Annotated in this window: 20 protein-coding genes and 1 riboswitch; of the genes, 11 read left to right on the top strand and 9 right to left on the bottom strand. The window is 72.7% G+C overall.

Going from position 1 to position 23,170, the window contains the following annotated elements:
• Nucleotides 1–4: 4 nt before the first annotated feature.
• Complete coding sequence (locus tag EIM48_RS10705) at nt 5–271, bottom strand: phosphopantetheine-binding protein (RefSeq protein ID WP_037034862.1); 267 nt, start codon at nt 269–271, stop codon at nt 5–7.
• Between the two features lie 264 nt (nt 272–535).
• Here EIM48_RS10705 and EIM48_RS10700 point away from each other — a divergent pair, with 264 nt between their 5' ends.
• Complete coding sequence (locus EIM48_RS10700) at nt 536–1,513, top strand: pteridine-dependent deoxygenase (RefSeq protein ID WP_232207879.1); 978 nt, start codon at nt 536–538, stop codon at nt 1,511–1,513.
• A 43-nt stretch (nt 1,514–1,556) separates the two neighbouring features.
• Nucleotides 1,557–2,882, top strand: coding sequence for a serine hydrolase domain-containing protein (locus EIM48_RS10695; RefSeq protein WP_125111633.1), 1,326 nt, complete (start codon nt 1,557–1,559; stop codon nt 2,880–2,882).
• 18 nt (nt 2,883–2,900) lie between these two features.
• On the opposite strand, the gene EIM48_RS10690 is transcribed toward EIM48_RS10695, so the two are convergent.
• Both EIM48_RS10690 and EIM48_RS10685 read right to left on the bottom strand, forming a co-directional pair.
• Nucleotides 2,901–3,962 carry a patatin-like phospholipase family protein gene (locus tag EIM48_RS10690; protein WP_051403695.1) on the bottom strand — a complete coding sequence of 354 codons (1,062 nt, stop codon included), beginning with the start codon at nt 3,960–3,962 and terminating at the stop codon, nt 2,901–2,903.
• A 38-nt stretch (nt 3,963–4,000) separates the two neighbouring features.
• Nucleotides 4,001–5,392, bottom strand: coding sequence for an AMP-binding protein (locus EIM48_RS10685; RefSeq protein ID WP_125111632.1), 1,392 nt, complete (start codon nt 5,390–5,392; stop codon nt 4,001–4,003).
• 168 nt (nt 5,393–5,560) lie between these two features.
• On the opposite strand from EIM48_RS10685, the gene EIM48_RS10680 reads away from it, so the two are divergent.
• The 4 genes from EIM48_RS10680 to hemF are packed head-to-tail and all read left to right on the top strand — an operon-like array spanning nt 5,561 to nt 9,982.
• A complete protein-coding gene (locus EIM48_RS10680; protein ID WP_125111631.1) occupies nt 5,561–7,954 on the top strand; it encodes a S9 family peptidase in 2,394 nt (797 codons plus the stop codon).
• Nucleotides 7,951–8,379, top strand: a complete 429-nt coding sequence (locus EIM48_RS10675; RefSeq protein ID WP_019398309.1) for an NUDIX domain-containing protein — start codon at nt 7,951–7,953, stop codon at nt 8,377–8,379. The genes EIM48_RS10680 and EIM48_RS10675 overlap by 4 nt, the downstream gene beginning before the upstream one ends.
• Before the next feature lie 57 nt (nt 8,380–8,436).
• Nucleotides 8,437–9,006 (top strand): hypothetical protein, encoded by a 570-nt coding sequence (locus EIM48_RS10670; protein WP_019398310.1) that lies wholly within the window; start codon nt 8,437–8,439, stop codon nt 9,004–9,006.
• Between the two features lie 43 nt (nt 9,007–9,049).
• Nucleotides 9,050–9,982, top strand: coding sequence for an oxygen-dependent coproporphyrinogen oxidase (hemF, locus tag EIM48_RS10665; protein ID WP_019398311.1), 933 nt, complete (start codon nt 9,050–9,052; stop codon nt 9,980–9,982).
• A gap of 399 nt (nt 9,983–10,381) precedes the next feature.
• Here the strand turns inward: hemF and polA are convergent, their stop codons facing one another.
• Complete coding sequence (polA, locus tag EIM48_RS10660; protein WP_019398312.1) at nt 10,382–13,162, bottom strand: DNA polymerase I; 2,781 nt, start codon at nt 13,160–13,162, stop codon at nt 10,382–10,384.
• A 98-nt stretch (nt 13,163–13,260) separates the two neighbouring features.
• Here polA and EIM48_RS10655 point away from each other — a divergent pair, with 98 nt between their 5' ends.
• Nucleotides 13,261–13,557 (top strand): DUF2782 domain-containing protein, encoded by a 297-nt coding sequence (locus EIM48_RS10655; RefSeq protein ID WP_028915195.1) that lies wholly within the window; start codon nt 13,261–13,263, stop codon nt 13,555–13,557.
• A gap of 12 nt (nt 13,558–13,569) precedes the next feature.
• On the opposite strand, the gene soxR is transcribed toward EIM48_RS10655, so the two are convergent.
• Entirely contained in the window at nt 13,570–14,040 is a 471-nt protein-coding gene (gene soxR / locus EIM48_RS10650) for a redox-sensitive transcriptional activator SoxR (protein WP_125111630.1), read from the bottom strand.
• 65 nt (nt 14,041–14,105) lie between these two features.
• On the opposite strand from soxR, the gene EIM48_RS10645 reads away from it, so the two are divergent.
• Together EIM48_RS10645 and EIM48_RS10640 are read left to right on the top strand one after the other, a co-directional pair.
• The gene (locus EIM48_RS10645; protein WP_019398315.1) at nt 14,106–14,657 is read left to right on the top strand and encodes an NAD(P)H-dependent oxidoreductase; all 552 of its coding nucleotides are present in this window, start codon (nt 14,106–14,108) and stop codon (nt 14,655–14,657) included.
• Between the two features lie 62 nt (nt 14,658–14,719).
• Nucleotides 14,720–16,567: an ABC transporter ATP-binding protein gene (locus tag EIM48_RS10640; protein WP_199728414.1), complete on the top strand. Its 1,848-nt coding sequence runs from the start codon at nt 14,720–14,722 to the stop codon at nt 16,565–16,567.
• A gap of 17 nt (nt 16,568–16,584) precedes the next feature.
• On the opposite strand, the gene EIM48_RS10635 is transcribed toward EIM48_RS10640, so the two are convergent.
• Nucleotides 16,585–17,889, bottom strand: a complete 1,305-nt coding sequence (locus EIM48_RS10635) for an MFS transporter (protein WP_028915198.1) — start codon at nt 17,887–17,889, stop codon at nt 16,585–16,587.
• Between the two features lie 10 nt (nt 17,890–17,899).
• Complete coding sequence (locus tag EIM48_RS10630) at nt 17,900–18,847, bottom strand: aldo/keto reductase (RefSeq protein ID WP_125111629.1); 948 nt, start codon at nt 18,845–18,847, stop codon at nt 17,900–17,902.
• Between the two features lie 168 nt (nt 18,848–19,015).
• Here EIM48_RS10630 and EIM48_RS10625 point away from each other — a divergent pair, with 168 nt between their 5' ends.
• Both EIM48_RS10625 and EIM48_RS10620 read left to right on the top strand, forming a co-directional pair.
• Nucleotides 19,016–19,630 (top strand): DNA-3-methyladenine glycosylase, encoded by a 615-nt coding sequence (locus EIM48_RS10625; protein ID WP_125077375.1) that lies wholly within the window; start codon nt 19,016–19,018, stop codon nt 19,628–19,630.
• 24 nt (nt 19,631–19,654) lie between these two features.
• Nucleotides 19,655–19,781: riboswitch (yybP-ykoY riboswitch) on the top strand.
• A 44-nt stretch (nt 19,782–19,825) separates the two neighbouring features.
• Nucleotides 19,826–20,392 (top strand): manganese efflux pump MntP family protein, encoded by a 567-nt coding sequence (locus tag EIM48_RS10620; protein ID WP_125111628.1) that lies wholly within the window; start codon nt 19,826–19,828, stop codon nt 20,390–20,392.
• Between the two features lie 11 nt (nt 20,393–20,403).
• Here the strand turns inward: EIM48_RS10620 and EIM48_RS10615 are convergent, their stop codons facing one another.
• Nucleotides 20,404–20,850: a universal stress protein gene (locus EIM48_RS10615; RefSeq protein WP_125077377.1), complete on the bottom strand. Its 447-nt coding sequence runs from the start codon at nt 20,848–20,850 to the stop codon at nt 20,404–20,406.
• 88 nt (nt 20,851–20,938) lie between these two features.
• A complete protein-coding gene (gene uvrD, locus EIM48_RS10610) occupies nt 20,939–23,119 on the bottom strand; it encodes a DNA helicase II (RefSeq protein ID WP_125111627.1) in 2,181 nt (726 codons plus the stop codon).
• Between the last annotated feature and the right edge of the window lie 51 nt (nt 23,120–23,170).

The following is a 23,170-nucleotide window of genomic DNA, read 5'->3' as shown; positions in this document are numbered from 1 at the left end:
GGTCTCAGCCGGCGCGCTGGGACTGCACATGTGCCGCCAGCGCGCGCAGCGAGGCGAAGATGCGGTGGTTGTCCTCGCCGTCCGAGCGCAGCTGCACGCCGTAACGCTTGGCCACCGCCAGCGACAACTCCAGCGCGTCGATCGAGTCCAGCCCCAGGCCGTCGTTGAACAGCGGCGCTTCCGGGTCGATCCCGTGCGGATCGACGCCCTCCAGGTTGAGGCACTCCACCAGGAGTTCGGCCAGTTCGCGCTCGGCTTCGGTCTGCGGCATTGCTTTGTCCACGGTCATGCAGGGCCGGCAACGATCCGGCATTGGCCGTTCCCGCGCAAGCCCGCGAAGGCCCAAGCGCGGGCCTGACGGGCCTCGCGCTATCATGTGCGCCCTTCCAGCAATGCCCGGTTTCCAGCGCATGACCGAGAACGACCCGACGGCCCCTCCGACCGCGCCGACGGCGCCCGCGGAGGAGGCAGGCGTGGTCGCGCCGGGAGGCCGGCCGTGAGCCGCCCGCTGCCGCTGCCCGGTTCCGACGCCTGCCTGCGGGTCGGCTACGCCCCGGCCCACACCCTGCAGGCGCAGCTGGACGACCCGCGGACCCTGGCCGTGTTCGGCTTCGGCGCCGGCGCGGCGGCGCATGCCGACCCGCGCTACCTGCGCGTGCCCCTGCAGCCGCTGCAGGACGAGGCGGTGATCGAGGTGTGGCGCGCCGCCGGCCCGGTCAGCCACGGCCGCCAGGGCGAAGTGGCCTGGGCCAGCGACGGCCGCCTGCTGTTCGGCGCCGTGGAAGTGGCCGAGCCGGACGGCGGCGACATCGAGGCCGCCGCGCGCCAGGCCTACCTGTGCATGGGCGCGTTCCTCGCCGCCGCCCCCGCCGGCCACCTGCTGCGGGTGTGGAACTACATGGACGCCATCACTCTGGGCGAGGGCGACGAGGAGCGCTACCGCCGCTTCTGCGTCGGCCGCGTCGCCGGCCTCGGCCAGCTCGACGCCACCCGCCTGCCGGCCGCCACCGCGATCGGCCGCTGCGACGGCCGCCGCGTGCTGCAGGTGTACTGGCTGGCCGCCGCCGGTCCCGGCACCCCGCTGGAGAATCCGCGCCAGGTCAGCGCCTACCGCTACCCGCGCCAGTACGGGCCACAGCCGCCGAGCTTCGCCCGCGCCATGCTGCCGCCCACCGGCAGCGACATGCCGCTGCTGCTGTCCGGCACCGCCGCCATCGTCGGCCATGCCTCGCAGCACGCCGGCTCGGTCGAAGCCCAGGTGGACGAGACCCTGGCCAACATCGGCGTGCTGATCGCGTCGGCACGCCGGATCCGGCCCTCGCTGCCGCCCGCGCCGGACGCGGCCACCCCGCTGAAGGCCTACGTGCGCCACCCCGGGGACGCCGCGGCGGTGGCCGCGCGCCTGGACCAGCACCTGGGGCGGCAGGTGCCGCGCCTGCTGCTGCACGCCCAGGTCTGCCGCCGCGAACTGCTGGTGGAGATTGACGGCGCCCACGGCGTGCCGCTGGTCTGAACCCGGCCGCGGGGCGTTGCAGCCCGGTGGTGCGCGTGGCCTGATGGCGGGCATCGTCCGCCACCGGGAGATCGCCATGCCGCGCCTGCGCGCCTGCCTGTCCGCCCTGCTCCTTGCCTGCGCCTTCGCCGCCAGCGCCACCCCGCCCGGCTTCGACGGCCGCGCCGGGGTCGCCCGCGTCGACCAGGCGCGCATCGACGCGGCGCTTTCCGGGCTGGTCGACTCCGGCCAGATCGTGGGCGTCTCCGCCCTGGTCTGGCAGGACGGGCGCGAGGCCTACTTCGGCGCCTTCGGCCTGGCCGACCGCGAGGCCGCGCGACCGATGGCGCGCGACACCCTGGTGCAGATCTTCTCGATGACCAAGCCGGTCACCGGCGTGGCCCTGATGCAGCTGTACGAGCAGGGCCGCTTCGGCCTGGACGACCCGGTCGCGCGCTACCTGCCCGAGTTCGCCGCGACCCGGGTCTACGGCGGCACCGATGCCCAGGGCCAACCGCTGCTGCTGGAGCCGCGGCGGCCGATCACGATCCGCGACCTGCTGCGCCACACCGCGGGCATGGCCGGCGGCGACGCGCCCGAACCGGTGGGCGGCTACTACCGCGCCGCCGATCCGGACAACCTCGACAACACCCTGGAGGAAGCCGTGCGGCGCATGGCCGGGGTGCCGCTGCTGTACCAGCCGGGCGAGCAGTGGCTGTACTCGCCGGCGGTGGACGTGCAGGCGCGCCTGGTCGAGGTGCTGTCGGGCATGCCGTTCGGGCAGTACCTGCAGCGCCACGTGTTCGGCCCGCTGAAGATGAAGGACACCCGCTACACCCTGCGTCCGCAGGACCGGCCGCGCATGGCCGCGCTGTACCGGCGCAGCGACGACGGCGTGCTGACCCGCATCCCGGACGAACAGGCCTATGCCCTCAACGGCCGCCAGCGCAGGCTCACCCCGGGCAGCTGGGGCCTGGTCTCCAGCCTCGACGACTACATGCGCTTCGCGCGCATGCTGCTGGGCGGCGGCGAGCTGGACGGGGTGCGGGTGCTGCAGCCGGCCACGGTGCGGCTGATGGCGACCGACGCGCTGCCGGCCGCGGTCGGCCCGGGCGAGCGCTCGTGGCTGCCGAGCAAGGGCCAGGTCGGCTTCGGCATCGACTTCGCCGTGCGCGTGGCACCGCCGGCCGATGCGGAGGAAGCTTCCGGCGAGGTCGGTGAGTTCTTCTGGGACGGGGTGGCCAATACCCTGTTCTGGGTGGACCCGGCCAACCAGCTGGCGGCGGTGCTGTTCGCGCAGTGGCTGCCGTTCGGCAAGGTGCCGCTGCACAAGGCCTTCCGCGACGCGGTCTACGCCGACGATTCCTCCGCCGCCGCGCCGCGGCCGTAGCCGCGCGCGCCGGCGCGCTCAGTTGGCCGCCGGGATGCAGTCACCCTGGTCGCGGCCCAGGCCGAAGCGCGGACGCGGCTTGCACGGCGGCAGCTGCGGCGCCTGCGCGGCGGCCCGCTTCGCCGCCTCGGCGCGCGCGGCCTGCAGGCGCTGCGCCTTGAACTTGTCCAGCGCCGCGCGGATCTGCGGCAACGCCGCCAGCGCGGCCTTCTCGCCCTCGAGGATGGCCTGGTTGCGGCGGGTGAAGTCGGCCGAGCCGTAGTCGAGCACGTTCGGGCGGATCACCACGTCGGCGCGCGCCAGCTCCTGCTCGCCCAGGCGCTGGCCCATGATCGAGATCGACTGGTTGACGATGCCCAGCATGCCGTCCGGGCGCTTGCCGGTGGCCTTGCTGGAAATGTCCACGGCGATGACGAAGTCGGCGCCCAGCTGGCGCGCCGCGTCCACCGGCACCGGGCTGACCACGCCGCCGTCCACGTACTGGTACTGGCCGATGGTCACCGGCTCGAACACGCCGGGGACGCTGCTGGAGGCGCGCACCGCCTGGCCAGTGTTGCCACGCACGAACACGGTGCGCTCGCCGGTCTCCAGGCGGGTGGCGACCGCGGCGAACGGCTTGCGCAGGCGCTCGATCGGGCGCTTGCCGACCTGCGCGTTGACGTAGTCCTGCAGGGCCACGCCCTGGATCAGGCCGCCGGAGAACAGGCGCACGTCGCGGATCTTGGCCTCGTCCAGCGCCACCGCCTTCTCCTGCAGCTGGAACGGGTCCATGCCGCCGGCGTAGAGCGCGCCGACCACGCTGCCGGCGCTGGTGCCCGCGACCACGTCCGGGGCCAGGCCGTTGGCCTCCAGCATCTTGATCACGCCGATGTGGGCGAAGCCCTTGGCCGCGCCACCGCCCAGGGCCAGGCCGATCTTCGGCGGCGGCAGCACCGGGTCGGGCACGACCGGCGCCACCGGCTGCGGCGGGGTCGGGCGGGTGTTGTCGCCACCGCAGGCCGCCAGCAGCACGCCGGCCAGCAGCGGCAGCAGCAGGCGCCAGCGGCGCGGGCGGGAACGACGGGAAGCAGGCTGGTTCACGGCGGGACTACGGGAGCGGACGGGATTGCGGGGCGATTCTAGGCCGCGTTGCCTGAGCCGGACCCGACGACCCGGGCACCCGGGCCGGCCAGCGCCTCCAGCACCGACTCGCGGCACAGCTTGCCGGTGGCGTTGCGCGGCAGCGCCGGCAGCAGGCGCACCTTGCGCGGCAGGAACACCGGGTCGACCGTGGCGCGCAGCGCGGCGACGATGTCCGCCGGCGCCAGGCCGGGGGCCACCGCCAGCGCGGCGATCCGCCCCACCCCGCCCTCGCGCTCCGGCTCCAGCTGCACCACCACGCCGTCCTCCACGCCCGGCACGGCCAGCAGGCGGCGGGTGAGATCGCCCAGCGAGGCGCGCTTGCCGGCGATTTCCAGCAGGTCGGCCTGGCGCCCGCACAGGCGGAAGCGGCCATCGGGCATGACCTCGAAGATGTCGGCCAGCACCACCGGCGCCGGCAGGTGCGGTGCGTGCACCAGGGTGCCGTCCGGCTGCGGCGCCAGGCGCACGCCCGGCAGCGGCGTCCACAGCGGGTCGCGCGCGGTGCGGCGGCGCGCGAACACACAGGTCTCGGTGGAGCCGAACACCTCGCGCACCTCGGCGCCATAGCGGTCCTCGGCCTCGGCCGCCAGTTCCTGCGGCAGCGGCGCGGTCGCCGAGACGATCCCGGCCAGCGCCGGCAACGCCACGCCCGAGCGCAGCAGCGCGCGCAGGTGTACCGGGGTGGTCACCAGGATGCGCGGGCCGCAGGCCTGTTCCAGCGCCTCGGCCACGTCCGCCGGCAGCAGCGGGCGGCCGGCATGCACCGCCGCGCCGCCCAGCAGCGGCAGCAGCACGCTCATCTCCATGCCGTACATGTGTTGCGGCGGCACCGTGGCCACCACCTGCGGCTGGCGCCCGCCCCACAGGTCGGCCAGTGCCGCCAGGTTCTGCGCGGTGCCGGTGGCGAAGCCGGCCCAGGTCTTGGCATGCGCCTGCGGGCGGCCGGTGCTGCCGGAGGTGTAGCCGATCGCGGCCAGGTCGCCGCTGCGTACCCGCGGCGTGGCCGCGGCCGCCACCGGCGCGCCGCGCGCGGCCTCCAGCCCCGGCACGGAGATGCCGTCCTCGCCGCCCAGCCGGTAGGCGCCGCCCTCGGCATGGGCCCGGAGCACCTCGGACAAGATGCGCGGCGCCCCGGACGGCGGCAGCAGCGCCACCTGGCCGCGCAGGGCCGCGGCGCAGAAGCCGAGCAGGAAGCGGTAGCGGTCCTCGGCCAGGTGGGCGACATGGCGCGCCTCCGGCAGGCGCCCGGCCAGGTCGCGGGCCTGGGCGAGGAACTGGCCCAGGGTCACCCCGCCGCGGGCGTCGAACACGAGGACGCGCGCCGGGTCGCCCGCCGCCAGGGGCAGGTCTTCGACGGCGGGAAGGGCTGGCTGGATGACGGCTGACATCGGGCTGGGAGGTTCCTGCGACAGTCCCCGCTGCCGCACAAGACGGTACAGGATGGCGGCCGGCCCCGGCGTGGGCAAGCACGGCTGCGGGCGGGCATGACCTTCTGCCGTGGCCGCGGCGGACCGGGCTGGTACCCTGCGGCGCCAGTCCACCACCCGGTTTCGTCCATGACCCAGCCCTTTCCGCGGGCCGCGCGGCGCCTGCTGCCGCTGCTGCTGGCCGCCCTGCCCCTGGCCGCGTCCGCGCAGTCCCCGTCCGCCGCCTTCACCCTGGAACAGGCGATGGCCGACCCGGACTGGATCGGCCCGCCGGTGGAGAAGGCCTGGTGGAGCTGGGACGGACGCGAGGCGCAGCTGCTGCTCAAGCGCGAGGGCAGCACGGTGCGCGACGCCTGGCGCGTGCCGGTGGCCGGCGGTGCCCTGCAGAAGGTCTCCGACGCCGAGCGCGCCGCGCTCGACGCCCCCGACCCGGTGTACGACCCGCAGCGCCGGCGCATGGCCTTCGTGCGCAACGGCGACGTGTTCGTGCGCGACCTGGCCAGCGGCAACCTTCAGCAGCTGACCCGCACCGCCCAGGCCGAGGCGCAGCCGCGCTTCGCCGCCGACGGCGGCGTGCTGTGGCGCGCCGGCGACGACTGGTTCCACTGGCGCGCGGACGGGGTGGTCGCCCAGGTCACCACGCTCAAGGCCGCGCGCGACCCGGCCGCCGCGCCCGCGCCGGACGCCCTGCGCGAACAGCAGCTGCGCACCTTGGAAACCCTGCGCCGCGACCGCGAGCGGCGCGAGGCGCAGCGCGCGCAGGAGGAAGCCTGGCGCAAGGCCGACCCGACCCGCGCCGCCGCCCCGGTCTACCTGGGCGACGACGTGGAGATCGTCGACAGCAGCCTGTCGCCCGACGCCCGCCACCTGCTGGTGGTGGTGAAGAAGAAGGGCACCGATGCCGGTCGCGAAGGCAGGATGCCGACCTACGTCACCGAGTCCGGCTACGAGGAGTTCGAGGACGTGCGCACCCGCGTCGGCCGCAACGACCCGGTCCCGCATGCGCTGTGGCTGGTCGACGCCGCCACCGGCCAGGTGCGCGAGCTGGCGTTCGACGTCCTGCCCGGGATCAAGGACGACCCGCTGGCGGCGCTGCGCAAGACCGCCGGCAAGGAACCGCTGAAGGGCAACCGCCCGCTGCAGGTCGGCGCCGAGGGTGCGGCGATCCGCTGGAGCGATGACGGCCGCAACGTGGCGGTGATGCTGCGCGCGGTCGACAACAAGGACCGCTGGATCGCCAGCGTGGACCTGGCCGCCGCGCGCCTGCAGCCGCGCCACCGCCTCACCGACCCGGCCTGGATCAACTGGAACTTCAACGAGTTCGGCTGGCTGCCGGACAACCAGACCCTGTGGTTCGTGTCCGAGGAAAGCGGCCACGCCCACCTCTACACCCAGTCCGGCAGCGGCAAGCCGCGCCAGCGCACCTCCGGCCGCTGGGAGGCCTCCTCGCCGGTGCCCACCGCCGACGGCCGCGGCCTGCTGTTCCTGTGCAACCGCGCCTGGCCGGGCGACTACGAGGTCTGTGCCCTGGACCTGGCCAGCAACGAGGTGCGCGAGGTCACCGCGCTGGACGGCGTGGAGGACTTCGTGCCCTCGCCCGACGGCCGCCACCTGCTGGTCCGCTACTCCGGCAGCTGGCTGCCGCCGCAGCTGGCGGTGGCCCCGCTCGACGGCGGCCAGGCGCGGGTGCTGACCGATACCCGCAGCGCCGCGTTCAAGGCCCGCGCCTGGACCGGCCCGGAGATCGTGCAGGTGCCTTCCCGGCATGGCGCCGGCACGGTGTGGGGCAAGTTCTACGGACCGAAGGACTACGAACCGGGCCGCAAGTATCCGGTGGTGATGTTCGTGCACGGCGCCGGCTACCTGCAGAACGTGCACGCGCGCTGGCCCAACTACTTCCGCGAGCAGATGTTCCACCACCTGCTGGTCGAGCAGGGCTACGTGGTGCTGGACCTGGACTACCGCGGCAGCGAAGGCTACGGCCGCGACTGGCGCACCGCGATCTACCGGCAGATGGGCCATCCGGAGCTGGAGGACTACCTGGACGGCCTGGACTGGGTGGTGGCCAACCGCCAGGGCGACCGCGACCACGCCGGCATCTACGGCGGCAGCTACGGCGGCTTCATGACCTTCATGGCCCTGTTCCGCAGCCCCGGCACGTTCAAGGCCGGCGCCGCGCTGCGCCCGGTGGTGGACTGGACCCAGTACAACCACGAGTACACGTCCAACATCCTCAACACCCCGGAGCTGGACCCGGAGGCGTACCGCACCTCCTCGCCGATCGAATACGCCCAAGGCCTGCAGGACCACCTGCTGATCGCCCACGGCATGATCGACGACAACGTGTTCTACCGCGACTCGGTGGTGCTGGCGCAGAAGCTGATCGAGCTGCGCAAGGACAACTGGGAGCTGGCCTCCTACCCGCTGGAGCGGCACGGCTTCGTGCGCCCGGACTCGTGGTTCGACCAGTACCGCCGCATCCACAAGCTGTTCGAACGCACCCTCAAGGAGCCCGCCCGATGAACACCCCCGTCGAACCGATCCGCACCGTGGCCGCGGTGATCCGCGACCCGGCCGGGCGCGTGCTGCTGGTGCGCAAGCATGGCTCGGATACCTTCATCCAGCCCGGCGGCAAGCGCGAGCCGGGCGAGGACACCCTGCAAACCCTGGCCCGCGAGCTGGACGAGGAACTGGGCGTGGCCATGCGCGCCGATGGCGCCGTCCGCCTGGGCGAGTTCGAGGCCGACGCGGTCAACGAGCCGGGGCGCCGGGTCCGCACCGAGGCCTACGTGGTCCAGGTCGAGGGCCAGCCGCAGGTGCGCGCCGAGATCGCGGAACTGGCCTGGGTGGACCCGCGCCTGCCGTTCCCGGTGAAGGTGGCCCCGCTCAGCGCCGGCCACGTGCTCCCCGCCCTGGACCGGGCGCTGGCATCCGGCGCGCTGGGCTGAGCCCCGGCGCCGGACGGCTTTCGGCACAATGCAGCGGTCGACCCGGGGAACGGATCCATGAACGCACCGCCGCCCTTGCCGCGCAACGGCTTCGTCAGCGTGCTGGCCCGCATCTCGATGCTGCTGGCGGCGCTGGCGGTGCTCGGCTCGCTGGCACAGGCGGCGCTGGCCCTGGCGGTGGGCGACGCCACCGTGGCCCGGATCGCCAGCCACGCCGCCGTGCCCCCGGCGGTGGCCTGGATGCTGGAGCAGCGGCGCCTGCTGTCGCTGCTGGGGCTGCTGCTGTCGGGCCTGTTCCTGGTCTCGTCCTGGGGCCTGCTGCGGCGCCGGGACTGGGCACGCTGGACCTTCATCGCCTTCCTGCTGGCCACCGCCCTGCTCAACTTCGCCTCGCTGGCGCTGGTCGGCCAGTTCTTCGACGGCATGGTCGGGATGTTCCCGCAGGAGTTCCTGGACAGCCGCGAGGGCCGCGAATTCATGGCCCAGATGCAGGCCAACCGGATCGTCTCGCTGGTCACCGCGACGGCCACCGCGCTGGCCTTCGCCGGCCTGCATGGCTGGCTGGCCTGGAAGCTTTGCACCCCGCAGGTGCGGGCCGAATTCCACCGCGACCCGGCAAGCCCTTGATCCCGATCAAGGGCAGGCCCGGGTCGCCCGCTAGAATGCACCCATGGATCCGAACTTCGAGCTCGTCAGGGACTACCTGACCGGACTGCAGGACCGCATCTGCGCGGCCATCGAGGCAGCCGACGGCAAGGCCCGCTTCGTCGAGGACGCCTGGACCCGCCCCGGCGAGCCCGGCGCCAGCACCCATGCCGGCGGCGGCCGCACCCGCGTGCTGCGCGAGGGCGCGGTGTTCGAGCAGGCCGGCATCGGCTTCTCCGACGTCTCCGGCAGCCGCCTGCCGCCCTCGGCCAGCGCTGCCCGGCCGGAACTGGCCGGCGCCTCCTGGCGCGCCACTGGCGTGTCGCTCGTGTTCCATCCGCGCAACCCGTACCTGCCCACCACCCATGCCAACGTGCGCCACTTCCAGGCCCAGCGCGACGGCGAGACGGTGGCCTGGTGGTTCGGCGGCGGCTTCGACCTGACCCCGTTCTACCCGTTCGACGAGGACATCCAGCACTGGCACCGCACCGCCTTCGAGCTGTGCGCGCCGTTCGGCGCCGACCGCTACGAGCGGCACAAGCGCTGGTGCGACGACTACTTCTTCCTGCGCCACCGCAACGAGACCCGCGGCGTGGGCGGCCTGTTCTTCGACGACCTGCACGAGGACTTCGAGCGCGACTTCGCCTACCTGCGCGCGGTCGGCGACGGCTTCCTCGACGCCTACCTGCCGATCGTCGAGCGCCGCAAGGACACCCCGTACGGCGAGCGCGAGCGCGAGTTCCAGCTGTACCGCCGCGGCCGCTACGTGGAGTTCAACCTGGTCTACGACCGCGGCACCCTGTTCGGCCTGCAGAGCGGCGGCCGCACCGAATCGATCCTGATGAGCCTGCCCCCGCGCGTGCGCTGGGAATACGGCTACCAGCCCGAGGAAGGCAGCGCGGAAGCCCGCCTGCGCGAGTACCTGGTACCGCGCGACTGGCTGGCGCAGGAGACCTGACACACCAGGGGATAGCGGCTGCGGCCGCCTGGGAGCTTCCGGCGTTACCGGGGACAGGGGCATGGGGGATGCCCGTCGCGCCAGGCGCGGCGACGTCCCGGCAGGGGCGCGCACGAGCGGACGCCGGAAACAAGAAGCCCCGCCAACCAGGGGGAGGTTGGCGGGGCCGAGGAACGACGGCTTGGGGAGGAGCCCCCGTTCCAGTAGATCTACTCCAGGGGAAGGGAGAGATCCGCGACAGGCGTTGCACCTGTCGAGGGTTATGAAAGCACGGGGGACATTGATGTTTCGTGAAGAAAATTCTGGAAAACCGGTCCCGTTTAGGCCGGATTCAGTAGCGCGAAGCGGTTTCTGACTGAAGCATACAGATTCGGGTGAAACCCTCGTGAAACCGGGCGTTCAGTGCGCCTCGTCCCAGTTGTCGCCCACGCCCACGTCCACCACCAGCGGCACGCTCAGTTGCGCCGCCGCCGACATCCGTTCCCGCACCCGTTCCACCAGCTCCGGCACGAACGCCTCGTCGGCCTCGAACACCAGTTCGTCGTGGACCTGCAGCAGCATGCGCGCGCGGTCGGCGTGCGGCGCCAGCCACGCGTCCACCGCGATCATCGCGCGCTTGATGATGTCCGCCGCCGTGCCCTGCATCGGCGCGTTGATCGCCGCGCGCTCGGCGCCGGCGCGCTGGGCCGCGTTGCGCGCGTTGATGTACTCCAGGTGCAGGCGGCGGCCGAACACGGTCTCGACGAAGCCGCGCTCGCGCGCCTGCTCGCGGGTGCGCTCCATGTAGTCGCGCACGCCCGGGTAGCGGCTGAAGTACAGGGCAATGTAGTCCTGCGCCTGGCCGCGGTCGATGCCCAGCTGGCGCGCCAGGCCGAACGCACCCATGCCGTACATCAGGCCGAAGTTGATCGCCTTGGCGGCTCGGCGCTCGTTGACCGTCACCTCCTCCAGCGGCCGCCCGAACACCTCCGCCGCGGTGGCGCGGTGGATGTCGGCGCCGGAGGCGAAGGCGCGCAGCAGGCCCGCGTCCTGCGACAGATGGGCCATGATCCGCAGCTCGATCTGCGAGTAGTCGCAGGCCACCAGCTTGCGCCCGGGCGGGGCGACGAAGGCACGGCGGATGCGGCGGCCGTCGTCGGTGCGGATCGGGATGTTCTGCAGGTTCGGATCGGACGAGGACAGCCGGCCGGTGGCCGCGCCGGCCTGGTGGTAGCTGGTGTGCACCCGGCCGGTCTCCGGGTTGACCATCTCCGGCAGCTTGTCGGTGTAGGTGCTGCGCAGCTTGGCCAGGCCGCGGTACTCGAGGATGATCCGCGGCAGCTCGTGCAGGTCGGCGATCGCCTCCAGCGCCTCTTCGTTGGTCGAGGGCTGGCCCTTGGGCGTCTTCACCAGCGCCGGCAGCTTCAGCTCGTCGAACAGCAGCGCGCACAGCTGCTTGGGCGAGTCCAGGTTGAAGCTGCGCCCGGCCAGTGCGGTGGCGCGCTCCTGCGCCTCCAGCATCCGCCGCGACAGGTCCGCGCTCTGCCGGCGCAGCTCCTCCATGTCCACCAGCACGCCGTTGGCCTCGATCCGCTCCAGCACCTGCACCAGCGGCATCTCGATGTCGCGGTACACGGCCTGCAGCTGCGGCTCGCCCTGCAGGCGCGCCGACAGCACCCGGTGCAGGCGCAGGGTGATGTCGGCGTCCTCGGCGGCGTAGCGGGTGGCGTCCTCCAGCGCGCACTGCGAGAACGGGATCTGCTTGGCGCCCTTGCCGCAGATGTCCTCGTACTTGACCGTGGTGTAGCCGAGGTGGCGCAGGGCCAGGCTGTCCATGTCATGGCGGGCGTTGCCGGAATCGAGCACGAAGCTCTCCAGCAGGGTGTCGTCGGCGTAGCCGGCCACCGGCACGCCGTGCCGGCGCAGCACGTGCAGGTCGTACTTGCCGTGCTGGCCCAGCTTGCGCACCGCCGGGTCGGCCAGCAGCGGGCGCAGCAGGTCCAGGGCCTGGCCACGCTCCAGCTGCGCCGGCGCGCCGGGATAGTCGTGGCCCAGCGGCAGGTACGCGGCGCGGCCGGGTTCGGCGGCGAAGCTCAGGCCGACCAGGCGCGCGCGCATCGGGTCGAGGCTGTCGGTCTCCGTGTCCAGGGCGAAGCTGCCGGCGGCGCGCAGGGCCGCGATCCAGGCCTGCAGCTGCTCGACCGTGGTGATGGTCTCGTACTGGCCGGGCGCGGCCAGGGCCGGGTCCAGGCCCTCCGGGGCGGCGGCCGCGGCGGTGGCGAAACCGGTGCCGCGGGCGCGGCCGGGCTCCTTCTCGGCCACGTTGCCGGTGGCCGCGCCGCCTTCCAGCTCGCGCAGGGCCTGGTTGAAGCCGTAGCGGGCGTACAGCGCGCGCAGGGTGTCCACGTCCGGCTGGCGCAGCACCAGCGCCTCCGGACCCTGGGCCAGGGCCACGTCGGTGCGGATGGTCACCAGCTCGCGGTTGAGCGGCAGGCGGTCCAGGGCCGCGCGCAGGTTGTCGCCGATCTTGCCCTTGATCGAGGGCGCGGCGGCGATCACCCCGTCCAGCGAGCCGTACTCGGCCAGCCACTTGGCCGCGGTCTTGGGGCCGCACTTCTCCACCCCGGGGACGTTGTCGATGGTGTCGCCCATCAGCGCCAGCAGGTCGACGATGCGCCCGGCCGGCACCCCGAACTTCTCCATCACCGCCGCGTCCGAATCCATGCGGCTTCCGGTCATGGTGTTGACCAGGGCGATCGAACCGGCGCCCCTGCCGGGCTCGCGCACCAGCTGGGCGAAGTCCTTGTCGCCGGTGGAGATGGTCACCTCCATGCCGGCGTCGGCACCGCGGGTGGCCAGGGTGCCGATCACGTCGTCGGCCTCCACCCCTTCCACCCGCAGGATGTCGATGCCCAGCGCCTGGACGATGTCGCACATCGGCTGCACCTGGGCGCGCAGTTCCTCGGGCATCGGCGGGCGGTTGGCCTTGTACTGCGGGTACAGCTCGTCGCGGAAGGTCTTGCCCGGGGCGTCAACCACGAAGGCGACGTAGTCGGGCTTCTCCTTGAGCGTGGCCCGCAGCATGTTGACCACGCCGAACAGCGCGCCGGTGGGCTCGCCGGCGGCGTTGGTCAGCGGCGGCAGCGCGTGGAAGGCGCGGTAGAGGTAGCTGGAGCCGTCGATCAGGATGAGCCGTTTCATCGGGGCATTCTAGCGGCCCGTGCCGGTACCGGCCGGGAACGGCGCGGCGCGCGCGCCCGGCTGGCGCATAATGACCGCGTCCACACGGAGAACCCGCGATGCGCACGCCGATCCTGACCGCCGCCACGCTGGCCAGCCTCCTGCTCGCTGGCTGCGCCACCACCGCCACCGCCGACGCACCGGTGGACGTCAGCGGGGCGGAGGTCGCCAGCCGGGTGCTGGAGAATGGCGACCGGGTGGACGAGTACCGCGTGGCCGGCCAGCTGCGCATGGTCCGCATCACCCCGGTGCGCGGCCCCGCCTACTACCTGTACGACCGCGACGGCGACGGCACCCTGGACCGCGACGACGCCGAGGACCTGCCGCAGGTCTACTGGAAGCTGTTCTCCTGGTGAGCCGCGCCGGGCTCAGCCCGGCTCCAGCCGGCGCGCGCCCGGACCCTGCCGGCCCAGCACGTCGCCCGGGTTGCGCAGCGGGCACTCGCGCAGCGACAGGCAGCCGCAGCCGATGCAGCTGTCCAGCTGGTCGCGCAGGCGCACCAGGCGCTCGATCCGCGCGTCCAGTTCGGCGCGCCACTGGTGCGACAGCCGCCGCCAGTCGGCGCGGGTCGGCACCTTGTCCTGCGGCAGGGTCGCCAGCGCCTGCGCGATCTCCGCCAGGGGGATGCCGGCGCGCTGCGCCACCTTGATAAGCGCCACCCTGCGCAGCACCGCGCGCGGGTAGCGGCGCTGGTTGCCGGCGCTGCGCTCGCTGCGGATCAGGCCGCGGGCCTCGTAGAAATGCAGCGCGGAAACCGCCAGGCCGCTGCGCCTGGCCACCTCGCCCACGCTCAACCAGTCGCCGCCGCGCGGATGCGCCGGACCGCGGGATGCCGCCATCGCTTGACCTCAAGTTTGCTTGAGGTCCTAGCCTGCCACACCCCCAAGACGAGGAGCGTCCGCGCATGCCCGACCCCACCCTGCGCCTTGCCCTGCTGTACGGCAGCGACCGCCGCCAGCGCTTCTGCGACACCATCGCCGCCTGGGCCGTCGCCCACGCCGAGGCGATGGGCGGCTGGAGCATCGACCGCCTCGACCCGGCCACCCCGGAGGGCCGCGACGGCGCGGCGCTGGAACGCAAGGTCCGCGAGGCGGACGCATTCCTGGTGGTGACCCCGGAGTACAATCACGGCTACCCGGCCGCGCTCAAGGCAATGATCGACGCGGTCTACATCCCCTGGCAGGCCAAGCCGGTGGCCTTCATCTCCTACGGCGGCCTTTCCCGCGGGCTGTGCGCGGTGGAGCAGCTGCGGCAGGTGTTCGCCAGCCTGCACGCGGTGCCGCTGCGCGACGGCGTCAGCTTCGCCCACGCGCGCGACCAGTTCGCCGCCGACGGCACGCTGCCGGGCGGGCACCCCGCGCACAAGGCGATGCGCCTGGCCCTGTGGCGCCTGCGCTGGTGGGCCGGCGCGCTGCGCCAGGCCCGCCTCCTGATTCCCTACGACGCCGCCGCCTGAACGGCCCCCGCAGATCCCCGATGGACGCACCCGCCCAACCGACCCCGTCCCGCCGCAGCTGGCTGTTCCGCTGGTTCGAACGCCGCATCGACCCGTACCCGCCGGCGCCGGTGGTGCAGCCGCCACGCTCGCTGTACGCGTTCTGCCGGCACTACACCCGCGGCACCGAGCCGTGGCTGGCGCTGATGGCGGTGCTGACCACCGCGATCGCGGTGACCGAGGTGTCGCTGTACGCGTTCACCGGCTCGATCGTGGACCGCCTGTCCAGCCACACGCCGGCCACCTTCCTGGCCGAGGAAGGCTGGAAGTTCGCCGCCATGGCCGCGGTGGTGCTGGTGGTGATGCCGGCGCTGAACCTGCTCAGCTCGCTGGTGATCCACCAGACCCTGCTGGGCAACTTCCCCATGCGCATCCGCTGGCGGGTGCACCGCTACCTGCTGCGCCAGTCCATGGGCTACTTCCAGGACGAGTTCGCCGGGCGCATCGCCACCAAGCTGATGCAGACCTCGCTGGCGGTGCGCGAGACGGTGATCAAGCTGCTGGACGTGGGCAACTACGTGGTCGTGTACTTCGGCGGCGCGCTGCTGGTGGCGGCCTCGGCCGACTGGCGGCTGATGCTGCCGTTCGCCGGCTGGCTGGTCGCCTACGCGGCGCTGCTGCGCTACGCGATCCCGCGCCTGAACAAGGTCGCCCAGGAGCAGGCCGACGCGCGCTCGACCATGACCGGCCGGATCGTGGACAGCTACACCAACATCGCCACGGTCAAGCTGTTCTCGCACTCGCGCCGCGAGGAGGAGTACGCGCGCGGCTCGATGGACCAGTTCCTCGGCACCGTGCACCGGCAGATGCGGCTGGCGACCTTCGTCAACGTCAGCAACGACACCCTCAACATGCTGCTGCTGTTCGCGGTGGCCGCCAGCGGCATCGGCCTGTGGATGCAGGACGCGGTGAGCGTGGGCGCGATCGCCGTGGCCATCGCCTTCGTGCTGCGCCTGATGGGCATGTCGCAGTGGATCATGTGGGAGATGTCGGCGCTGTTCGAGAACATCGGCACGGTGCAGGACGGCATCAACTCCATCGCCCTGCCGGCCGCGGTGGACGACAGGCCCGAGGCGAAGGCGATCGGCCCGGTGCGCGGCGACATCCGCTTCGACCACGTGACCTTCCACTACGGCAAGAAGGGCGGCGTGATCGAGGGCCTGGACCTGCACGTGCGGCCGGGCGAGAAGGTCGGCCTGGTCGGCCGCTCCGGCGCCGGCAAGTCCACCCTGGTGAACCTGCTGCTGCGCTTCTACGACCGCGAGGGCGGGCGCATCCTGGTCGACGGCACCGACATCGCCACGGTCACCCAGGATTCGCTGCGCGCGGCGATCGGCGTGGTCACCCAGGACACCTCGCTGCTGCACCGCTCGGTGCGCGAGAACATCATGTACGGCCGCCCCGACGCCACCGAGGAGGAGATGGTCGAGGCCGCGCGCCAGGCCAATGCCCACGACTTCATCATGGAACTGGTCGACGCCAAGGGCCGCCGCGGCTACGACGCCCAGGTCGGCGAGCGCGGCGTCAAGCTGTCCGGCGGCCAGCGCCAGCGCATCGCCATCGCCCGCGTGCTGCTGAAGAACGCGCCGATCCTGGTGCTGGACGAGGCCACCTCGGCGCTGGACTCGGAGGTCGAGGCGGTGATCCAGGAGAACCTGTACCGGCTGATGCAGGGCAAGACGGTCATCGCCATCGCCCACCGCCTGTCGACCATCGCGGCGATGGACCGGCTGGTGGTGATGGACCAGGGCCGGATCGTCGAACAGGGCACGCACGAGCAGCTACTGGCCGCCGGCGGGCTGTACGCGCAGCTGTGGCAGCGCCAGTCCGGCGGGTTCCTCGAGCTGGAGGCGGAGGCCGCGGCGCCCTGAACCGGCGCCGTGCCCCGCTACTGCGCCGCCGCCTCGCGCCGGCGCTGGGCGCGGCCCAGGGCCACGCCGGTGCCGGCCCAGACCAGGGCCACGCCGGCGCCGATGAACAACGCCAGCGACGGGTGCTCGCCCAGCAGGTCAAGCATGCGCTTGACCCAGGCCGAGAGCGCGTCGCCGCCGCGGTAGACCGCGGTGTCGATGAAGTTCTTGGCCTTGTACTTCTGCGCCGCCGGCACGACCGTGTAGAGCATTTCCCGGCCCGGGCGCACCAGCGCGTACTCGCCGGCGCGGCGGGCGACCATCACCACCACGAACACCGCGAACACCGGCGCCAGCGCCAGCCACAGGAAGCCGGCGGCCATCACCAGCGGCACCGCCACCAGCAGCACGCCCACGCCCAGCTTCCTGGCCACGTGGCCGGTGACGAACAGCTGGGTGAGGATGGCCAGCACCTGGACCACGGTATCGATCAGGCCGAACACCCGGGTCTGCTGCTCGCGGTGCGGGAACAGCTCGGCCACCAGCCGCGCCTGCTCGAAGTACAGGAAGGTGGTGACCGTGGTCAGCAGCACCACGAACAGGCAGATGCCCAGCAGGAAGGGCGAGCGGAACACGTCGGTGGCACCCTCGAACGGGTTGCCGCCCAGCCGCTTCGGCGGCGGTGCCGCCGCGCGCTCGTGCGCCGGCAGCGGGTGGCGGTCGCGCCAGCGGTGCAGCCACAGCGCGGTGGCGGCGCTGGCGCCGATCAGCAGCGAGGACAGCAGCAGCAGGCCACCGTGGCCCAGCGTCCCCACCAGCAGGGTGGTCAGCACCGGCCCCAGCAGGCCTCCGGCGCTGGCGCCGGAGGCGACCAGGGCGAACAGGCGCCTGGCTTCCGAAGGCGCGAACACGTCGGCCAGCACGCTCCAGGCCAGCGAGATCAGCAGCAGGTTGACCACCGAGACCCAGATGTAGAACGCGCGCCCGACCCAGACGTTCTCCGGCTGCAGCAGCAGGCTGGCACCGAAGCCCAGCAGGGTCGCCACCACCGCGCCGAACACCCACGGCACGATCCGCCGCCGCGGCACCTTCGAGGCGATCCAGCCGAATACCGGCAGCACCGCGACCGTGGCCAGGAAGGTGCCGGTGAACAGCCATTGCAGGTTGTCCACGCCCCCGGCCACGCCGAAGGTCTCGCGCACCGGCCGCAGCATGAAGTAGCCGGTGAACAGCAGGAAGAACATCGCCAGGCCGGCGCCGACCGCAGGCGCTTCGTGCGGCTGCACGCCGAACAGGCGCGACAGCAGGGGCTGGCGGCGGGCGGAATCCGGCGAGGACGTCATCGGCGCCGGCTCAGGCGGAGAACATCCGCACCAGCTCGCGCTGCTGCGCCTGGTCCAGCAGCGGGCCGGTGCCGGCCGCGAGCTGGTCGCGCTGGCGCTCCGGCTTGCCGGTGGCCGGGATCACCACCGTCACCGCCGGATGGCTGATGGCGAACTTCAGGAACATCTGCGCCCAGGATCCCACGCCGACCTCGGCGGCCCAGCCGGGCAGCGGTTTGCCGCGCACCTGGGCGAACAGGCGGCCGTCGTCGAAGGCGCGGTTGATGAGGACCGCCACGCCGCGGTCCTGCGCCAACGGCAGCACAGTCTTCGCCGCGTTGGTGGAGTTGACCGAGTAGTGGATCTGGATGAAGTCCAGCGCCTCCGTGCGCAGGATCTGCTCCATTTCCGCCAGGCCGGCGTCGGTGTAGTGGGTGATGCCCACGTACTTCGCCTTGCCCTGGGCCTTGAGCTCGCGCGCGTAGGGCAGCTGCCGGCGCCAGTCGCGCATGTTGTGCACCTGCAACAGTTCCACGCGGTCGGTGCGCAGCCGGCGCAGCGACTCGGCCCACTGCGCCTGCGCCGCCTCGCGGCTGTCGGCGGCGATCTTGGTGGCCAGGAAACAGCGATCGCGCCAGCCGCCGTCGGCCAGCAGGCGGCCCACCACCGCATCGGAGCGGCCGTAGTTGGGCGAGGTGTCGATCACCGCGCCGCCGCCCTCGAAGAAGATCCGCGCGACCTCCTCCAGGGCCTGGTATTCGGGCGTACCGAAGTCCACGTCGTAGCTGCCGGAGGTGCCGGCGCCAATCACCGGCAGCTGCTGGCCGGTGGACGGGACCGGCCGGGTCAGCAGCGGGGAAGCACCGGATTGCCCGGCAGCCCACAGCCGGCCCGGGGTTCCCAGCAGGGTGGCGCTGGCGACGGCGGAGGTGGCCAGCAACGACTGGGCGAGGAAGCGGCGACGCGAAGAGGTGTTCATGGAACGGACTCCGTTGGCGGCTCGCGGTCCGCCGATGCTAACCCCGTTTCCCGCCTTCGCATGTGCAGCTTGGCAGGGGGCCGGCGGTCATGCCCTGGCGGCAATGACGCACCGGCGCGCGCCGGCACGCTAGGCTGCAGCCCGTTTTCCCGGATCCCATCCGAGCCCGTGAGCGAACTCCCCGACCCCGGCTGGCAGGTGCTGCCGCGCGAGTTCTACCGCCGCCATCCGGCCGAGGTGGCGCCCGAACTGCTGAACAAGATCCTGGTGCGCAGCGACGGCCGCGCCGCGCGCATCGTCGAGGTCGAGGCCTATGCCGGCAGCGAGGACCCGGCGGCGCACTCGTTCCGCGGCCCCACCACGCGCACGGCGACCATGTTCGGCGAGGCCGGGCACCTGTACGTGTACTTCACCTACGGCATGCACTGGGGCAGCAACGCGGTGTGCGGCGAGGTCGGCCAGGGCTACGGCGTGCTGCTGCGCGCGGCCGAACCACTGCTGGGCGTGGAGCTGATGCGCCAGGCGCGGCCACGCGCGCGGCGCGAGCGTGACCTGGCCAGCGGCCCGGGCAAGCTGTCGCAGGCCTTCGGCATCACCGGCGTGTTCGACGGCGCCGACCTGGTCGGCGGCGACCGTGGCCTGTGGATCGCCTGCGACGGCACCCCGCCGCCGGATGCGCCCGTGGTCGGCCCGCGCATCGGCATCAGCCGCGCGGTGGAGTTCCCCTGGCGCTGGCACGTGCCCGGGCACCTGCACGTCTCGGTGCCGCCGCGGCGGCGATGACGGCCTGCGTGGTATCCTGTCCGTCCTCGTTTGGGGAGTAGCCTGCCCCGTCGCAATGGCAGGGCGTCCGCGTCAACACACTCGGCCCATGGCCGTGGCGCGGACACCGCAAGGACTGGCGAGACCAACGGTTGGCTGACGCGTCCGCGGCTGGGCGCCAGCCGGCCGTGTCCGTCGCCCAGCCCGGTACTCCCGATGCGTCCGCTTTCCATCCTCCTGATCGGCCTGGCCATGTCCACCGACGCGTTCGCCGCGGCGGTCGGCAAGGGCGCGGCGATGCAGCGTCCCGGCTTCGGCCTGGCGCTGCGCACCGGCGCGCTGTTCGGCCTGGTCGAGGGCAGCACGCCGGTCCTGGGCTGGCTGCTGGGCACCGCTGCGGCGCGCTACGTCACCGCCTGGGACCACTGGATCGCGTTCGGCCTGCTGTTGCTGCTGGGCCTGCACATGATCTGGCACGGCATCCGTCCCGATTCGGCGGAGAGCGCGCCGCGCCGGCACGGCTTCTGGAGCATGCTGGGGCTGGCGCTGGGCACCAGCATCGACGCCATGGCGGTGGGCGTGAGCCTGGCCTTCCTCGACGTGCCGATCGCCGTGGTCGCCCTGGTCATCGGCCTGTGCACCATGGTGATGGTCACCCTGGGCATCCTGCTCGGGCGCATGTTCGGCGCCCTGGTCGGGCAGCGCGCGGAGCTGGCCGGCGGCATCGTGATGATCGCCATCGGCGTGGCGATCCTGCACGGGCACCTTGGCGGCGCGGCCTGAAGGCCACGCGCTCAGCGCACCACCAGTACCGGCACCTTCGAGCGCGCCAGCACCGCCTCGGTCTGGCTGCCCAGCAGCACCTTGCCCAGGCCGCGCCGGCCGTGCGAGGCCATCACCACCAGGTCGGCGCCGTGCTCGGCCGCGGCGTGCACGATGGCGTCGGAAGGATGCCCGTCGGGCACGTGCACCGTGGTGCAGGCGACGCCGGCGGCGGCTGCCTGGGCGGCGGCATCGGCGAGGATGCGCTGGGCCGAGCGCTCGCAGCCTTCACGGTATTCGCGCTGCATGTCCGGATCGGCCGACAGCGCAAGAGCGTCGTCGAAGGCCGGCATCCACGGCTCGGTCACGGTGACCACGACCACGTGCGCGCCCACCGCGCGGGCCAGGTCCAGGCCGTGGTCCAGGCCCTTGCCGGCCAGCTCGGAACCGTCGGTGGCGATCAGGATGCGTCGGTACATGGCGGCCTCCAGGCGCGGGACTGCGCATATTGCACCCCCGCGGGCGTGATGGCGGCAGATACGCCGCCGCCCCGCCCGGGCCGCCGGCTCAGACCGGCTGCAGCTTGGCGAAGGCCAGCACCAGCCACTTGCTGCCGGCGTCGTCGAAGTTCACCTGCACCCGCGCGTGGGCACCGCTGCCTTCGTAGTCGGTGACCACGCCGCGGCCGAAGCTGGGGTGCACCACCGCCTGGCCCAGGGCGATGGCCGGGGCCTCGATCGCCGGATGCACCAGGGTGCGCGGCGGTGCGGCCATCGGCCGTGCCACCTGCACCCGCGGGCGCACCTCGTTGAGCAGGTGCCCGGGGATCTCGCGCAGGAAGCGCGAGGGCAGGCCGTACATGTCCATGCCGTGGATGCGCCGGCTCTCGGCATAGGTCAGCACCAGCTTCTGCCGCGCGCGGGTGATGCCCACGTACGCCAGGCGCCGCTCCTCCTCCAGCCGCCCCTGCTCCTCCAGCGACTTGCTGCTGGGGAACACGCCCTCTTCCACGCCGACCAGGAACACCAGCGGGAATTCCAGGCCCTTGGCCGAATGCAGGGTCATCAGCTGCACCCCGTCCTCGTCGGCCTGGGCCTGGCCTTCGCCGGCCTCCAGCGCCGCATAGGACAGGAAGGCGACCAGCTCGCTCATGCTTTCCTGGTCGTCGTCCAGCTCGGCGCGGGAGAAGCGCGAGGCCACCGACACCAGCTCGTCCAGGTTCTCCAGGCGCGACTCGGCGTCGAGCTGGCCGCGGGCCTCGCTGGCCCAGTGCTGGCGCAGGCCGGAGCGGGCCAGCACGTGGTCCACGCGGTCCTTCAGCGCCAGGTCGGCGGTTTCCGCGTCCAGCGCCTCGATCAGGGCAAGGAAGCCGGCGACGGCATTCCGCGCGCGCGCGGCCAGGGCGTTCTCGGCCACCAGCGCGGTGGCCGCATCCCACAGCGACTGCGAGCGCTCGCGGGCGCGGCGCCGGATCTCGTCCAGGGTGCGGTCGCCGATGCCGCGCGCCGGGGTGTTGACCGTGCGCTCGAACGCGGCGTCGTCGGCGCGGCTGGCGACCAGGCGCAGGTAGGCCAACGTGTCCTTGATCTCGGCGCGCTCGAAGAAGCGCATGCCGCCATAGACGCGGTACGGCACCTGTTCGGACAGCAGCACCTCTTCCAGCGCGCGCGACTGCGCGTTGGAGCGGTACAGCACCGCCGCCTCGCGCCAGCTGCCACCGTCGCGCACCCACTGGCGGATGCGCTCGACCACGAAGCGGGCCTCGTCCATCTCGTTGTAGGCCGCGTATACGTCCACCGGCTCGCCCTCGCCGCTGTCGGTCCACAGCTGCTTGCCGATGCGGTCGGGGTTGTGCGCGATCACCGCGTTGGCGGCGTTGAGGATGTTGGCGGTGGAGCGGTAGTTCTGCTCCAGGCGGATGGTCTGCGCGCCGGGGAAATCGCGCAGGAACTGCTGCACGTTCTCCACCCTGGCGCCGCGCCAGCCGTAGATGGCCTGGTCGTCGTCGCCGACCACGAATACGCGGCCGCTGTCGCCGGCCAGCACGCGCACGAAGGCGTACTGGATGGCGTTGGTGTCCTGGAACTCGTCGATCAGCAGCTCGCGGAAGCGGGCGCGGTAGTGGCCCAGCAGGGCCGGGTTGTCGCGCAGCAGCTCGTGCGCGCGCAGCAGCAGCTCGGCGAAGTCGACCAGGCCGGCGCGGTCGCAGCGCTCCTGGTACAGCTCGTAGGCGCGGCGCATGGACTCGGTCCACGGGTCGTTGACCGCCTGGATGTGCTGCGGGCGGCGGCCCTCGTCCTTCTGCGCGTTGATCCACCAGGCGATCTGGCGCGGCGGGAAGCGGCCCTCGTCCAGCTCCAGCTGCTGCACCACGCGCTTGACCAGGCGCTGCTGGTCGTCGCTGTCCAGCACCTGGAACGACTCCGGCAGCCTGGCCTCGTTCCAGTGCAGGCGCAGCAGGCGGTGGGCGATGCCGTGGAAGGTGCCGATCCACATGCCGCGGCTGCCGTTGCGCAGCTGCATGTCGGCGCGGGAACGCATCTCGCCGGCGGCCTTGTTGGTGAAGGTGACCGCGAGGATCCCGTGCGCCGGCACGCCGTGGACCTCGTTGAGCCAGGCGATGCGGTGGGTGAGGACGCGGGTCTTGCCGGAGCCGGCGCCGGCCAGCACGAGGTAATGGCCGGGCGGGGCCGAGACGGCCTCGCGCTGGGCGCTGTTGAGGCCGTCGAGAAGGTGGGAGACATCCATGGGCGCATTTTACGGGTTCGGGGGGCGCAGGCCGTGAGACGCGTGCCTGCG

The organism is Pseudoxanthomonas sp. SGNA-20 (genome assembly GCF_003931635.1).
In the GTDB taxonomy this organism is placed as follows: domain Bacteria; phylum Pseudomonadota; class Gammaproteobacteria; order Xanthomonadales; family Xanthomonadaceae; genus Pseudoxanthomonas.
This window is presented reverse-complemented; position numbering and strand designations above follow the sequence as displayed.

Excerpts from the sequence above, each read along its gene's own strand:
- EIM48_RS10680 (WP_125111631.1), top strand. The coding sequence starts at position 5,561 with ATGACCCAGCCCTTTCCGCGGGCCGCGCGGCGCCTGCTGCCGCTGCTG.
- EIM48_RS10675 (WP_019398309.1), top strand. The coding sequence starts at position 7,951 with ATGAACACCCCCGTCGAACCGATCCGCACCGTGGCCGCGGTGATCCGC.
- EIM48_RS10630 (WP_125111629.1), bottom strand. The coding sequence starts at position 18,847 with ATGAACACCTCTTCGCGTCGCCGCTTCCTCGCCCAGTCGTTGCTGGCC.
- EIM48_RS10620 (WP_125111628.1), top strand. The coding sequence starts at position 19,826 with ATGCGTCCGCTTTCCATCCTCCTGATCGGCCTGGCCATGTCCACCGAC.
- EIM48_RS10685 (WP_125111632.1), bottom strand. The coding sequence starts at position 5,392 with ATGTCAGCCGTCATCCAGCCAGCCCTTCCCGCCGTCGAAGACCTGCCC.
- uvrD (WP_125111627.1), bottom strand. The coding sequence starts at position 23,119 with ATGGATGTCTCCCACCTTCTCGACGGCCTCAACAGCGCCCAGCGCGAG.
- EIM48_RS10635 (WP_028915198.1), bottom strand. The coding sequence starts at position 17,889 with ATGACGTCCTCGCCGGATTCCGCCCGCCGCCAGCCCCTGCTGTCGCGC.
- EIM48_RS10645 (WP_019398315.1), top strand. The coding sequence starts at position 14,106 with ATGCCCGACCCCACCCTGCGCCTTGCCCTGCTGTACGGCAGCGACCGC.
- EIM48_RS10670 (WP_019398310.1), top strand. The coding sequence starts at position 8,437 with ATGAACGCACCGCCGCCCTTGCCGCGCAACGGCTTCGTCAGCGTGCTG.
- EIM48_RS10705 (WP_037034862.1), bottom strand. The coding sequence starts at position 271 with ATGCCGCAGACCGAAGCCGAGCGCGAACTGGCCGAACTCCTGGTGGAG.
- EIM48_RS10615 (WP_125077377.1), bottom strand. The coding sequence starts at position 20,850 with ATGTACCGACGCATCCTGATCGCCACCGACGGTTCCGAGCTGGCCGGC.
- hemF (WP_019398311.1), top strand. The coding sequence starts at position 9,050 with ATGGATCCGAACTTCGAGCTCGTCAGGGACTACCTGACCGGACTGCAG.
- polA (WP_019398312.1), bottom strand. The coding sequence starts at position 13,162 with ATGAAACGGCTCATCCTGATCGACGGCTCCAGCTACCTCTACCGCGCC.
- soxR (WP_125111630.1), bottom strand. The coding sequence starts at position 14,040 with ATGGCGGCATCCCGCGGTCCGGCGCATCCGCGCGGCGGCGACTGGTTG.
- EIM48_RS10655 (WP_028915195.1), top strand. The coding sequence starts at position 13,261 with ATGCGCACGCCGATCCTGACCGCCGCCACGCTGGCCAGCCTCCTGCTC.
- EIM48_RS10695 (WP_125111633.1), top strand. The coding sequence starts at position 1,557 with ATGGCGGGCATCGTCCGCCACCGGGAGATCGCCATGCCGCGCCTGCGC.